Annotated in this window: 9 protein-coding genes; 2 read left to right on the forward strand and 7 right to left on the reverse strand. The window is 53.1% G+C overall.

The genetic code is table 11. The features are described from left to right. Window positions 1-66: 66 nt before the first annotated feature. A complete protein-coding gene (locus tag MY052_RS14540) occupies window positions 67-6,126 on the reverse strand; it encodes a calcium-binding protein (RefSeq protein ID WP_248537280.1) in 6,060 nt (2,019 codons plus the stop codon). Window positions 6,127-6,430: 304 nt separating this feature from the next. Further along, window positions 6,431-7,306: a hypothetical protein gene (locus MY052_RS14545; protein ID WP_248537281.1), complete on the reverse strand. Its 876-nt coding sequence runs from the start codon at window positions 7,304-7,306 to the stop codon at window positions 6,431-6,433. A 699-nt stretch (window positions 7,307-8,005) separates the two neighbouring features. Here MY052_RS14545 and potC point away from each other — a divergent pair. Together potC and potD are read left to right on the forward strand one after the other, a co-directional pair. After that, window positions 8,006-8,797 carry a spermidine/putrescine ABC transporter permease PotC gene (gene potC, locus MY052_RS14550; protein ID WP_390885190.1) on the forward strand — a complete coding sequence of 264 codons (792 nt, stop codon included), beginning with the start codon at window positions 8,006-8,008 and terminating at the stop codon, window positions 8,795-8,797. A 16-nt stretch (window positions 8,798-8,813) separates the two neighbouring features. Beyond that, the gene (gene potD, locus MY052_RS14555; RefSeq protein ID WP_248537282.1) at window positions 8,814-9,860 is read left to right on the forward strand and encodes a spermidine/putrescine ABC transporter substrate-binding protein PotD; all 1,047 of its coding nucleotides are present in this window, start codon (window positions 8,814-8,816) and stop codon (window positions 9,858-9,860) included. A gap of 98 nt (window positions 9,861-9,958) precedes the next feature. On the opposite strand, the gene cobB is transcribed toward potD, so the two are convergent. The 5 genes from cobB to lolC are packed head-to-tail and all read right to left on the reverse strand — an operon-like array spanning window position 9,959 to window position 14,902. After that, window positions 9,959-10,780: a Sir2 family NAD+-dependent deacetylase gene (gene cobB / locus MY052_RS14560; RefSeq protein ID WP_248537283.1), complete on the reverse strand. Its 822-nt coding sequence runs from the start codon at window positions 10,778-10,780 to the stop codon at window positions 9,959-9,961. Between the two features lie 12 nt (window positions 10,781-10,792). Then, window positions 10,793-11,704: an N-acetylglucosamine kinase gene (gene nagK, locus MY052_RS14565; RefSeq protein ID WP_248538947.1), complete on the reverse strand. Its 912-nt coding sequence runs from the start codon at window positions 11,702-11,704 to the stop codon at window positions 10,793-10,795. Window positions 11,705-11,764: 60 nt separating this feature from the next. After that, a complete protein-coding gene (gene lolE / locus MY052_RS14570; protein ID WP_115074683.1) occupies window positions 11,765-13,009 on the reverse strand; it encodes a lipoprotein-releasing ABC transporter permease subunit LolE in 1,245 nt (414 codons plus the stop codon). Continuing rightward, window positions 13,009-13,710, reverse strand: coding sequence for a lipoprotein-releasing ABC transporter ATP-binding protein LolD (gene lolD, locus MY052_RS14575; protein WP_115074681.1), 702 nt, complete (start codon window positions 13,708-13,710; stop codon window positions 13,009-13,011). Before lolD ends, lolE begins: the two co-directional genes overlap by 1 nt. After that, window positions 13,703-14,902 (reverse strand): lipoprotein-releasing ABC transporter permease subunit LolC, encoded by a 1,200-nt coding sequence (lolC, locus tag MY052_RS14580; protein WP_248537284.1) that lies wholly within the window; start codon window positions 14,900-14,902, stop codon window positions 13,703-13,705. The genes lolD and lolC overlap by 8 nt, the downstream gene beginning before the upstream one ends. Window positions 14,903-14,943 lie beyond the last annotated feature (41 nt).

Genomic DNA, 14,943 nt, shown 5'->3' on the forward strand with positions numbered 1-14,943 from the left:
ATATATTAAGTCGGATTCCGGCATACCTTTCACTCTCATGAAAACGGTATGCCGAATCACTATTATTCAATAATTCATCAATGAACTGACCGAGGTGCGTGAGGTGCTCAGCGTTGGCGCTATTCCTGCGCAATCCTCTTCTCCGCCCTCGCCATCGGACATAAACGCCACGATCTCCTGACACACCCGTTGCAGCGAGAGCGGCGCGTCCGCTGGCGCCGATATTGGCAGAGGGATCCCATCTTCCAGGTGATTGAGGATATCTTCGACAAGCCAGTCCGTGCCGTCCTCAAAGCCGATATGTTCCACCCGATACTTTGAGGCAGAGAAATAATCCTGCACCGTGACGTTATCCTCACTGTCCTGGAAACGGATAATCAGGTTATTTTCATGGCGCTGCAAAATCACATCTTCCGCCTGTAGCCCGCTCCCAAAATGTAAGATATCGGAATCGCCGCTGCTGCTGTACACTTCGCTGATAATCTCCTGACCATCACCAGCGTTAAACAGATACACATCGCTACCATAGCCGCCCTTCAGAATATCGTTACCGGCTCCCCCGGTCAGCCGATCGTTACCGTTGCCACCGTCAAGCAAATCGTCACCGGTTCCCCCGCTCAGCCAGTCATTATCCGAACCGCCAGCCAGCGTATCGTCACCCTCATCACCATAGAGCATATCCCGACCGTTATCGCCATTGAGCGTATCGTTACCCGTACCGCCTGCCAGAACATCATCATCGTCGTCACCGTAAAGCGTATCATCACCTCTGCCGCCAAACAGCGTGTCGCTGCCAGCATGACCGTAGAGCACATCGTTACCGCTATCGCCATACAGGGCATCGCTTCCCTCGGCGCCATGTAGCACATCATCACCGCCGGAGGCATGAATTTCACTGCCAATGTCCAGAGCGTACAGCGTCTGTACTTCATCGGTTCCGGCACTTTTCAACAGCTGGTTTTGTATGGACGAGATATCCCATGTCGTGCCATCAGCAAACATAATTTGTTCTATCGAATGAGACTTCGCGTCAAAATAGGCGAGTATTGTTACGCGGTCAGTACTGTCCCGAAAACCAATAAGTAGATCATCGCCACTGCGTTGCACAACGGCGTCTTCCATCCGCAAGCCTTCACCAAAGCGCAAGGTATCCGTTTCAGGGTTATAGCTGCTATCGGCAATGACATCCTGTCCGTCACCCCGGTTGAATAAATAAGTATCCTCACCCAAGCCACCGTCCAGTACATCATTACCAGTGCCACCGGCTAGCACATCGCTGCCTGCATGTCCCCACAGAACATCATCGCCACTGTCGCCGTAAAGACCGTCGTTGCCGTAACTACCATAGAGTTTGTCATCACCGCCTGCTGCGTGAATCTCGCTGCCGTTTTCATCAGCATACAGGTACTGTGCCTCCTCGGTGCCTATTCGCGCCAGCGCGTATACATCAGACTGGGTCCAGGTTGTGCCATCCGCAAAGTAGACAGAGACCAGCAGCCCACGCTTAGTGCCAAAATAATCTTCAACCGTCACACTGTCAGTACTGCCACGGAAAGCGATAATCAGGTCGTCGTCATCACGCCGGACAACGGCATCCTCCACCAGTAGACCGCCGCCAAAATAGAGGGTATCGGCGATATTAACGGCATCGTCACTATAATAATAACCGCCGATCACATCCTGTCCGTCCCCGGCATTAAACATATAGGCATTACTACCTGCGCCACCATCAAGCCAGTCATCGCCCGTCCCGCCTACCAGGGTGTCATTTCCGGCGCCCCCGATAAGCAGATCATCTCCTGCCTCTCCCCAGAGATGGGCATCCGCTTTATCACCATATAGCGCATCATCCCCGCCACCAGCATGAAGCTCACTGACATTTCCTTCAGCTACCATCACCTGCGCCTCATCCGTACCGGTTATCGCCAGCGCATCAATTGCGGCGACATCCCAGCAAGTACCATCTGCAAAGCGAATGCTATCCAGCGGGCGGATTTTTTCTAAAAAGTAACCACCGATAATGATGCTGTCGCTGCTGCCGGAAAAGGTAATAACCAGATCGGTATCGCTGCGCCCTAAGCGGGCATTTTCCGCCAGCAGGCCATCGCCTACATTCAGGATATTACGGTCCTGGGTATCAGGATAATGCATATCATTAATGACATCCTGCCCGTCCCCAGCGTTAAATTGATAGGTATCGCTGCCTTCGCCACCGGCCAGAATATCCGTCCCCGCGCCGCCGGTCAGCCAATCATCGCCATCATTACCGTAAAGCCGGTCGTCCCCGGACATACCAATAAGCGTGTCATGATTGTTACCCGCCTGAATCTCGCCGCCGGTCTCTGTCGCCGTGTGCGTTTGCGCAGCATCAACCACCACTGTCGCGGCAATAATCGTTTCCGTGTTCCAGACGGTGCCATCGGCAAAGACAATCTGCGCCAGCGGTCTGCCTTTCGCGATAAAATAATCGATAACGATGACGCTATCCGTGCCGTCCCCCACGGCGATAATCAAATGGTCTTTCTGGCGCGAAAGCGTAATCTGATCCGGACGAATAGTGTCGCCAAAGCGCAGGGTATCCAGCCCGACATCGCTTGAATAGCGGGTATTATTAAAGATAACGTCCTTACCCCCTCCGGCATTAAAGATATAGGTGTCATTTCCATCACCGCCGTCCAGCACATCAAGGCCCGCCCCGCCGGAAAGCGTATCATCGCCCCAGCTGCCGTACAGTTCATCGTCACCCTCATCGCCATACAGTGCGTCGTTCCCGCGCTCCCCCTCTAGCACATCATTCCCACCGCTGGCATGAATCTCGCTACCTTCCGAGAAGGCTTGTAACCGCTGGTCGGCCTCGGTTCCTGCCAGAATCTGTGCTTTTACCGTTGCCACATCCCAGACGGTACCGTCCTCGAACACCAACTGCTCAACCTTGTGCTCGTCGGCTTCGAAATATCGCAAAACCGTCACGCTGTCACTGCTGTCCTGAAAGGTGATAATTAAATCGTTCATTTCACGGCTGAGAATCGTATTTTCAGCCGTGAGGCCTTCGCCAAAACTCAACCGATCCTGACCCGCTTTCACCGCACGAACGTGCGCCTCTTCTTCATCCCCGGTCAGCGAAAGCAGTTCTTCAATATCGCCGCTGAATTCATAAATCACATCCTGCCCGTCCCCAGCGTTAAAGAGGTATATGTCGTCCCCTTCACTTCCTCTCAGATAATCGTCGCCCTGACCACCGCGCATCATATTCGCGCCGGTATCGCCATGAAGGTTGTTATCGCCATCATCGCCTGACGTCCAGTCAAAAGTGCTTTCTTCAGCCTCTGATTTGGGTTCAACCTCAGTATCTTCTGAAGCGGGAGGCGTATCGTCAGCAATATGGAATGCCGCATCATCCGCCAGGTAATCACTGATTCCCGGTTCACGATTGACTAATTCATAGCGGAGCTCCGCCAGTTTCTGGCGGTTATAATCGGAATAGACGGAGAGATTAAGTAATGCCGTACTCACTTCGCTCAGACGCGCGTATTCTCCGGCCTGATAGAGCCGGGTAAAGAGTTTTTCTGCCGCCGTCAGGCTGATAACCACGCCAAGTACGCCAGAATTAAAGCCGGTTAATACCACATCTTTCAGATCTTCATATAAGGTGGTCTGCGCCAGAAGTTGTGCCGCGGTATAGTTTTTAAAGTTCTGATACTCTTTCAGTAATATTTCTGAAGCTTGCTTTATTAGGGTGATATCGTAGGGAGCTGAAGTCAGTTGCTCAATCACCGCCAACTGTTGCATTGTGATAGCATATTTCTGTACAGAGGACACATCCTGAACCCCTGCCCACTGGTAAATAAGCCGATCCAGCAACGCATCTTTTTTATCGCTGTCCGTCTCGGCAAGCCAGCTAATGACTAATTCCTGTAAAACGCCATCCCTCGCCATCGCCTGACGTAAATCCGACACGTTGCCAAAGCCGCGGGCATTGGGCAGACTTATCACCTCTTCCGTCAGGGGCACATCGTCCACATGAATTCTGTCATACTGATCCACCTGGAACCAGACATCGGCGCTGGTTGTCGTGGTGCCGTCTGCCCGCGTGACCACGCTGGTCTGTCGATGCGCTTCGCCATTGCCATCAAGGAACGTTGAGGAGGCGTAGCGAATATCAATTGCCGTTATACCCGCATCGTCCAGGCTGTAAAGTTCGCCGTCATCGGTTTCGCCATTGCTATTTTTATCCTGCCAGATTTGCAGCGATGACCAGGCTTTATCAAACTTGTCCACGCTGCCGTCGAGATTATCATCCAGCTCCGTCAGCGCCTGAAACCCATTACTAGCGGTGCTACCATCATGCAGGCGCGTATTGTTACCAAACAGTTCCCGACCGTTATTAATTTTACCGTCGCCGTTCAAATCCCGTACCAGCAAGCCATCCGACGCGGCAACCCAGCCGGTTAACTCCTTAACGCCATCGCCACCATAATCAAAATGAATACCTTTATCCGCCAGCGTTTCCACGCCATTACCATCCAGATCGATAACCAGCGGATCTGCGCGAGCGGCATCGTCATCCGGGCCTTTATCCCGCCCATTCCCACCACCTCTATCATCAGGCTGCGAGCCCTCCCCATCGTCCATAGACTCAACTCGAATGGTGATACCTAACGCGGAATAAACCGTATTACCAGCAGAATCCGTTTCAACACTGGCATATGTTTTGAAATTATCGATCCGCAAACCATTGTTAATCACCAGCGTATCACCGTCAAAGGTATATTCATTGCCAGCATTATCAACATATACTCCCGGCTGGGCATCCTCTGAATAGACAGCCTCTGTCAGCTCGGTGGTCTTTTTATTCTCATCGGTAAGGAAAACAGCACCATGAGTATCATCACTACCGTTAAGTATTATGGTGTCATACCCATCCACCATAAAAGTATTAAAACCGTTACCGCCATATAAGCGATCGGCACTTTTATCATTTTGTTCGAGTGCGTATCCGCCATAAAGAATATCATTACCATCGCCACCATAAATAATATCCTCGCCCATACCACCGGATAATATATTACGGCTGAGGTCGGCTAATGTGGCATCGCTGCCGCCATAAAGGATATCGTTTCCCGCATCGCCATACAGCTTATCCTCCCCCTGGCCGCCGTAGAGGACATCATTGCCGTCGCCGCCGAATAAGCTGTCATTTCCCGCATAGCCAATCAGTACATCGTTACCACCGTGGCTGCTGAGGGTATCGTTAAGGCTCCCCCCCATCATCAGGTCCGCAACACCCGCGGCGAATTTGCCTTTCTCATATTCCTGGCTGTCCAGCACTGCCGCAGCGGCATCATCCGGTGCCAGATAAATATTGCTGGCAATCAGCTCATCGCCGTCAAACCAGCGATGAACATTCTCATAACCCTGCCCTTGCAGAAAACCCAGCAAGGCATCCCGGGCCGGAACTAATATCTCCGTCAGGTCGCTGACTTCCTGTTCCGACACATTTTGCGCCAGATCGATAATTGTGGTGTAGTCGTGATTTGCCGCTGCAATACGGTCATTCGTGGGGGAATCCGTATCCGGTGCATGGCCAAACGCGGCTTCGTAGTCCATGATTGTTTGCCGGTGATTTTGCAGCATACGGAAGATATTTTTCGCTTCCGCCGCGCTCACCTCCTGCGGGTCGTCATACAGACCAAACACCTGAGATTCCATAAAACGGCGTTTCGCGATACCAGAGCGGATCTTCTCTGCCTGGTCAGGATCGTTAGATCTGTAGCGGATTTCAAACCAGGCTTCTGCGCGATTGCCCTGCCGGATGGCCTCTCGTAAAGAAGGGCCAATCAGGCCTGCATTGTTCCACCCCAGGCTCGCCAGCACGATTATTTCTTTTGACTCGGTCAGCGCAGTATTGTCCCCACTGCCTGCGGGTAGCCGGTTTAGCACTCGAGCTTTATAAACATCTTCCCACAGGCTATCGAATACGCTCCGGACTTCAGCGTCGCTATAAAAACGAAACTCGGTACGCCTGCTGTCGACCGGGACCAGTGCCGCATACGCCGGGTCGGTATTATTGCGGCGCTCCAGGAGTATTTGGTTATACTGACTGACGTCAGTGACGTGGGCTTCCATTAACTCTTTAAGCCTCCTTGTATAATCATTTTCGATTGCTTGTGCATGGATTACATCGTTATTATTATTGCCATCGTCAGGGTGGAATCCCATCCCCTCCAGAACAGCCTTTCTTACAGGTTCATCACCCGCAACTAAATCAAAGCCAGCGCCAATGGTGGGATTCCCGTTCACACGACTCAATGTCAAGCGTTCATTTTCAGTGCTGGCTTCCATCCCGCAGATAAACATATACAGTTTATCTGGAAAATTAGTTAAAGCGTGCCAGTTAAGTGACATAATTCATTCCTTTTGCATTATACTTTTAACGAATTTGGCAATAGTTTTCATTCAGCCATTCTCTTTTACCGCTGCTGATAAATGAGATACCCCAGTCTGAGGTAAAATGCGGTATGCCTCTGTACAGATAAATTTTATTATTAAACCGGACCATCTTTTTAAGCCTGTTGGAAAGATAGGTTAATTGATTACGACCGCGCCGCACCGGTGGTATGAAAGTCATCACGCGCGGATCGGGGCCATCCAGCGATTCATTCACCAGATAAAGTCCGCCAGAGCTTATCTTTAACGGGGATAACGGAATGCCCTTACATCGGCTGGCAATGAAATCTGCGTAGTTCTTATCCGTAAGCTGAGCCATCCGGATAAAAATCAGGGGTGTGGCCGGCATGTTCTGATTCCGGGCACTTTCTTCCAGCCAGGCCGGAAATGGCATTCTCCATACCCACAGATACCTGCTATTAGCAATAAAATCATCTATCTTTCGTTCTATTTGTTCCTCTTGCTCCCGGGTCAGTGGTGCTCTCGTTCTGAGTGCATCAGGCTGATAAAAATCACGCTCAATCTGCGGATAAAACCCCTCCGTAAAAATCCTGCGCAACAGCGGCCGGTACTGTTCCGGATTCAGCTTTTGCCACGGTGGTTCTTTCAGTTGCTTAAAGTGGGGAATGACGAGATCTATAGCGCAGGCCTGCTGGTTAGCCCGTAGAGTAAGCTGAGAGTAATCAAAACGCTTCAGCTCCTTAAGCAGGGCATCGCAGAACTGATAGCCTTTCCCTGTGAATTGTACCCACGGCCCTACCTGCGGTTCCAGTATCTGTTTTGCCTGCACTGATGATGCGGCCAGCAGCATAGCAATAAAAGAAACTGATAGTTTTTTTTTGAAAGAGAAGTATTCCATAAATTCTCCGGATAAAAAGTACCAACAGATAACGAAAATATATTCTTTAAAATTACCTGCATTGTTGTAATTCACTTCGCAGATAGTTAATTTTTAAACATTAGTTAATAACATAAATAAAAATAAAAAACGCTATAACAGACACCACTATCCAGCCTGTATTCAGGCAATGTCAATACCAGCCCTTAATTATAATTCGAGAGAAAAGCTCTTTAATAACCAATAAAAATAATGAATATCAATATGCAGCCCCCTAAATTTGCAATATCACCATCGATAAATTCCGGATAAAACACAAAGCAAAGACATAATTTTCATCTTGAGTTGGACATTATGCTCGCAGAGTGAACATACCGCCTCTGCACAGTACGGTTCTTGAAGCCTGAAAGGTGCATTTGCGCAACAGCTATACCATGAAAAATATCGTCATATATCAAACACACTGAACCTCCCTTTTCGCTGCAGAAGGCACGCATTTTTTACGCCGGAGAAATGGGAAAAACCTAAGCGCTTGATATCCATCCCCCGTAAATGTGAAAAATGCGGTAGAATGCGCGGCCTCGGGTGATGGTCATGTTGCGTATTTAATGTGAACCATTTTGGTGAAAAGTTTTGGATAACGTTTGGAGAACGGAAAAAGTTGATTTTTTTCAATACTCTGAAACAGTCGCACATTCTGAACAAGAAGGCGGCGCTGAAATGATCGGTCGACTGCTGCGCGGCGGCTTTATGTCCGCCATCTACGCTTATCTCTACATCCCGATTATCATTTTGATCGTGAACTCGTTTAACAGCTCACGCTTCGGGATCAACTGGCAGGGTTTCACCACCAAGTGGTACAGCCTGCTGATGAACAACGACAGCCTGCTACAGGCGGCACAGCACTCGTTGACGATGGCGATTTTCTCCGCCACCGCCGCGACGCTGATTGGCTCGCTCACTGCCGTGGCGCTGTACCGCTATCGCTTTCGCGGCAAACCGTTCGTCAGCGGCATGCTGTTCGTGGTGATGATGTCGCCGGATATCGTGATGGCGATTTCCCTGCTGGTGCTGTTTATGCTGCTCGGCATTCAGTTGGGCTTCTGGTCGCTGCTGTTCTCACATATCACCTTCTGCCTGCCGTTCGTGGTGGTCACCGTCTACTCGCGGCTGAAAGGCTTTGACGTGCGCATGCTGGAAGCGGCGAAAGATCTCGGCGCTAGCGAACTGACTATTCTGCGCAAAATTATTCTACCGCTGGCGCTGCCGGCGGTGGCCGCAGGTTGGTTGTTAAGCTTTACCCTATCGATGGATGATGTGGTGGTATCGTCGTTTGTCACCGGGCCGAGCTATGAAATTCTGCCGCTGAAGATCTACTCAATGGTGAAAGTTGGTGTATCGCCGGAAGTGAACGCGCTGGCGACGATTTTACTGGTGCTGTCGCTGGTGATGGTGATTGCCAGCCAGCTGATTGCACGAGATAAAACCAAAGGCCTGAAGGTCAGGCACTAAACTCAGGGGACGTAAAATGAAAAAATGGTCACGCCACCTGCTCGCGGCAGGTGCTTTAGCGCTCGGTATGAGTGCGGCCCACGCGGACGATAGCAAAACGCTCTATTTCTATAACTGGACGGAGTATGTGCCGCCAGGGCTTCTGGAACAGTTCACCAAAGAGACCGGTATCAAGGTTATCTATTCGACCTATGAGTCGAACGAAACCATGTACGCCAAGCTCAAAACCTATAAAGACGGTGCCTACGATCTGGTCGTGCCGTCGACCTACTTTGTCGACAAGATGCGCAAAGAGGGCATGATCCAGAAGATCGATAAAAGCCAATTGAGCAACTTCAAAAATCTCGACCCGGAGATGCTCAACAAGCCGTTCGATCCGAACAACGACTACTCGATCCCTTACATCTGGGGCGCAACGGCGATTGGCATCAACAGCGATGCGATTGACCCGAAAACTGTCACCAGTTGGGCCGACCTGTGGAAGCCGGAATACAAAGGCAGCCTGCTGCTAACCGACGACGCCCGTGAAGTGTTCCAGGTGGCGCTGCGCAAGCTTGGCTACTCCGGTAACACCACCGACCCGAAAGAAATTGAAGCGGCCTACAACGAGCTGAAGAAGCTGATGCCAAACGTGGCAGCGTTCAACTCCGACAACCCGGCTAACCCGTATATGGAAGGCGAAGTGAATCTGGGGATGGTGTGGAACGGTTCCGCGTTCGTTGCCCGCCAGGCCGGTACGCCGCTGCAAGTGGTATGGCCGAAAGAAGGCGGTATCTTCTGGATGGATAGCCTCTCCATTCCGGCCAATGCCAAAAACAAGGCCGGCGCGCTGAAGCTGATTAACTTCCTGCTGCGCCCGGACGTGGCAAAAGAGGTGGCGGAAACCATTGGCTACCCAACGCCAAACCTGGCGGCGCGTAAGCTGCTGAGCCCGGAAGTCGCCAACGACAAATCGCTCTACCCGGATGCCGAGACCATCAAAAAAGGCGAATGGCAGAACGACGTAGGCAGCGCCAGCACGCTGTACGAAGAGTATTACCAGAAGCTGAAAGCGGGACGTTAATTACGACCCCGCTAACCCGGCAGGCGCAGCGCCGCCGGGATTGCAGCAATAAAAAAGCGGAGCCTAAGCTCCGCTTTTTAGTCGGCACAGCCCAAACATCAAATTTCTTTCAGCAGCTTCGCCACGTACGCTGGCACCACTTCGCTTGCCAGACCATAATGTTTTTCTTCGAACTCGCTGCCCACCTGGCTTGGCTCAAGGTTCAGCTCAACGGTGTGCGCGCCGTGCAGCTTCGCTTCGTGAACAAAACCCGCCGCCGGATAGACATGCCCTGAAGTGCCGATAGCAATAAAAATATCCGCCCTCGCCAGCGCCATGTAGATATGGTCCATCTCAAACGGCATTTCGCCAAACCAGACGATATGCGGGCGCAGCGGTGCCGGGAACTGGCAGCAGTGACAACGGTCATCCACCGTCAGGTCGCCCGGCCAGTCAAATACCTGGCCGCTTTGGGTGCAGCGCACCTTCAGCAGTTCACCGTGCATGTGCAGCACGTTTTTATTGCCCGCGCGCTCGTGCAGGTTGTCAATGTTCTGCGTCACCACCAGCACGTTCTCGCCCAGCGCCTCTTCCAGCCTTGCCAGCGCCAGATGCGCCTCATTCGGCGCAATTTCCGCCTGCTGTAACTGACGGCGACGTTCGTTATAGAAGCGCTGCACCAGCTCAGGATCGCGGTGATAGCCTTCCGGCGTCGCCACATCCTCAACCCGATGCTCTTCCCACAACCCGTCCGCCGCGCGGAAGGTCCGAATACCCGACTCTGCCGAAATGCCTGCGCCCGTCAGTACGACCACTCTTGGTTTATCCATCTCTTCTGGCATCACCCTGTCCGTAAAGAAAATTCGCTGGCGCAGACGCTGGCGCAGCTGACGTTTATTCCGACGAAAACGGCTCAATCGATGTAAGCGGCGCGACTGCATATCTACTCCATGTTAGTTGGTCAGATGAAGGAACGCCGCGCCGCGCATTCCCCCTGCATCCCCGTGACGAGCGCGCTCAATGCGCGGCGTACGAGCTACAGGCAGTAAATGACGCGGTAAGCGTTGCGCTAGTCCATCGGCGATCGCTGTAAAATTAGATAACCCACCGCCGAGCACCATCAGATCCGGGTCGACGATAGTCAGAATGTTGCCAAGGCACACCGCAAGCAGATCCAGATAACGCTCAACGTGCTCACGCGCGTTGCGATCGCCTTGCTGCCAGAGGGCAACGATTTCCGGCGAGGTCAGCGGCTGCTGGTAAAAATGTTCGTACAGCCACGCAAAACCACGACCGGATAAATAGTTTTCAATGCAGCCAGACTGGCCGCAGCCGCAGCGGGTGAGCGGAAAATCACGCCCCACCACTTCCAGCGCATCCACCGGCAGGCGGATGTGGCCAAACTCGCCGGTAATATAACTATGACCGGTAATCGATTTACCGTTCAGAACGATACCGCCGCCGACGCCGGTGCCGAGAATCAGCCCCATCACCAGCGGATACTGGGTGAACTCTTCATCCCAGGCTTCAGAAATCGCGAAGCAGTTGGCGTCATTATCGAGGCGCACGTCGCGATCGAGCAGACGGCTCAGGTCCGCACGCAGCGGTTTCCCGCTGGCCGCCGGCACGTTAGCCGCATACAGCAGGCCGCCTTCGGTTTCCGGCATGCCGGGAATGCCAATCCCCACCGTACCCCGGCAATCAAAACGCTCGTCGGCCTCGTTTACCAGCGCAATGACCGCGTCAAGAAAGCGCTCATAGCTCTCTTTCGGCGTAGGAACGCGTGTTTCCCACCGTAGCTGGCGCGATGAATCAAATACGCCAAGTGCAATCTTGCTGCCGCCAATGTCAAATCCGTAATGCATCATTGTTCATTCCTCTAACTGACGCGCGCAGCAGCAAGGCCACACGGTCAGGACGTCAAATTACTGGCCACTCAGCACCCTCGCAGGGTCAATTCGGCTGGCGCGGCGGGCGGGATACCAGCTCGCCAGCAGACTCAGCAACAGTGCCGTGACCAGCACATAAACGACATCCAGCCAGTGCAGTTCAGACGGCAGGAAGTCGATAAAATAAATGTCGCCAGATAAGAACTGGTGACCAATAAGTTTTTCAATCACGTTGATAATGTTGGTCAGGTACAGGGAGCCTAGCACCCCAATCACCACGCCACACACGCTGCCCAGCAGGCCAGCCAATAAACCATACCACACGAAAATTGCGCGAATCAGCCCGTCTTTGGCACCCAATGTGCGCAACACCGCAATATCGCTACTTTTATCTTTCACCGCCATCACCAGCGTGGAGACGATGTTAAAGCAGGCCACGCCAATCACCAGTACCATCGCCAGATACATGATGGCGCGGATCATCTGGATATCTCGGTACATGTAGCCGTAGGTGCCAATCCAGCTTTTGATGTAGACGTAGTTGTTGGTCACTTCGCCCGCATCACGCACCAGTTTGTTGGCGTTAAAGACGTCGTTCACCTTGATGGCGATACCGGAAATGCTCTCGCCCATGTCGAGATATTGCTGCGCATCCTGCATCGGGATCATCGCAAAGCTGTGGTCAAGCTGACCGCTCAATTGCAAAATACCGGTCACGTGCAGACGCACGCGTTTTGGCTGCAGCAGTTTATGTTCTGGATTCGAGTTCGGGATCATGATTGAAACCCAATCCCCCGCTTTCACCTTCAGCGCATCGGCCACACCTTTGCCAAGAATAATTTGCTGTTCACCGGCTTTAAAATTGGCCCATGCTTCAGCCTGAACAAAGCGTGGCAGCGCGCTAAGTTTACTTTCCTGCGCCGGGTCAACGCCCTTCACCTGGATGGCGCGCAGGTTGCTGCCGCTCTCGACCAGGCCGGTAAAGTTGATGTACGGAGCCGCCGCTTCAATGCCCTTTACCGCTTCAACTTTCGGCAGAACGTTCTGCCAGTGATTCCACGGTTGGTTCACCGCTTCAATTTCACCGTGCGGCACCACCGCCAGAATGCGGTTGTTCAGCTCACGCTCAAAACCGTTCATGGCGCTGAGGCCAACAATCAGCACCGCGACGCCCAGCGCAATGCCGACCGTAGAGATAACGGAAATCAGCGACACCATGCCGCCGCGCCGACGACCGCGGCTAAAGCGCAGGCCAATCAGTAATGAGAGGGACGGAGCCATTAATGCGCTCCCATCAGGGTCAGTTGATCGCTCAGGTGACCATCGCGCATCTCAAGCTGGCGGCCCATTCGTTTCGCCAGTTGAAGGTCGTGCGTGACCACCAGGAAAGCGGTGCCCTGCGACTGGTTCAGTTCGCCCAACAGCTTGAAGATGCTGTCGGCGTTTTTCGCATCGAGGTTACCGGTTGGTTCATCGGCCAGTACCAGGCGCGGGTTATTGACCAGCGCACGGGCAATCGCCACGCGCTGACGCTCACCGCCGGAAAGCTCCGACGGACGGTGATGGGCACGATGCTCAAGCCCAACCGCTTTCAGCATTTCCAGCGCGCGCGTGTTGATTTCGGCGGCTTTCTTTTTGCCAATCAGCAGCGGCATTGCCACGTTTTCCAGCGCGGTGAAGTCCGGCAGCAGATGGTGGAACTGGTAGATAAAGCCAAGCTTCTGGTTACGCAGTTCGGCTTTTGCCGCCGTTGAGAGTTTACTCATCGGCTGACCGCTGAAAATCACGTCGCCGGAAGTCGGCGTATCCAGCCCGCCAAGCAAATGCAGCAGCGTACTTTTGCCGGAACCGGAGGTACCGACAATCGCCATCATTTCGCCTTCGCCAATGCTGAAGCTGACATTGTGCAGAACGTCGGTTTGCACATTGCCTTCCTGATAGCGTTTGCACAGGTTGTCGCATTGCAACAGGATCTTATTCATAACGTAAAGCCTCAGCGGGTTGAGTGGCGGCAGCGCGCCATGAAGGATAAAGCGTCGACAGCAGCGCCAGGGCCATCGCCACCAGCGCAATCACGATAACCTGCAGCGGCTCGATGGCAACCGGCAGCGCCGCGCCGTCAAGGAACGCGCCGATAATCGGCATTAAATTGTTAAGTTGGCTGGCCAGCAGCACGCCAAGCAGCGCGCCTAACAGCGCGCCGATAATGCCCGCGCTGGCGCCCTGCACCATAAAGACGGTGAGGATCTGTCGCGGTGTCAGCCCCTGGGTTTGCAGAATGGCGACTTCGCCCTGCTTCTCCATGACCATCAGCCCAAGCGATGTGATGATATTAAACGCGGCCACCGCCACGATAAGGCTCAGCAGCAGCCCCATCATGTTTTTTTCCATGCGCACGGCCTGGAACAACTCCCCTTTACGCTCGCGCCAGTCCTGCCATTTGGTGCCCTGCGGCAGCGTTTGTTGGCTCAGAGTGTCTACCTGAAGCGGTTGTTCCAGCCACAGACGCCAGCCGGTGATATTTCCCAGCGGGTAGAGCATCAGGCGTGAAGCATCCTGGATATTGACCAGCATCTGGTAGCCATCGACTTCACTGTCGGCAGCGAAGGTGCCAATCACCGTGAACAGACGCTGGCTCGGCAGACGGCCCATCGGCGTAAACTGGCTGGCAGAAGGCACCATCACGCGAATTTGATCGCCACGATTCACCCCAAGCTGCCCGGCAAGCTGCTCGCCGAGAATGACGTTATATTTTCCGGCAGTAAGATCGGTCTGTTTGACGTTGACCAGGTACGGCGTGAGCGGATCTTTTTGCGCCGGGTCGATACCCAGCATCACCCCAACCGAGACGCTGCGCGCGCTTTGCAGCACCACGTCACCGGTGGTGAGCGGCGCAACGCGCGTTACGCCCTGTAGCTTCGCGCTCGATTCCGGGTGCTGTTGCGGGTTGAGGGAGCCTTGATCCGCCGTCAGAATGGCCTGCGGCATCAGCCCCAGGATGTTGTTTTGCAGCTCGCGTTCAAAGCCGTTCATCACCGAAAGTACGGTCACCAGCGCCATTACGCCAAGCGTAATGCCGATAGTCGACAGCCAGGAAACAAAGCGACCGAAACGGTCCGCTGCTCGCCCACGCATGTAGCGCAGGCCGATAAATAGTGCGACAGGTTGGTACATGTAATCCGTCTGGTTGCTGATAGCAGAAGCACGAGTATATA

Origin of the sequence: Kluyvera ascorbata (genome assembly GCF_023195735.1) — a bacterium.
GTDB lineage: Bacteria > Pseudomonadota > Gammaproteobacteria > Enterobacterales > Enterobacteriaceae > Kluyvera > Kluyvera ascorbata.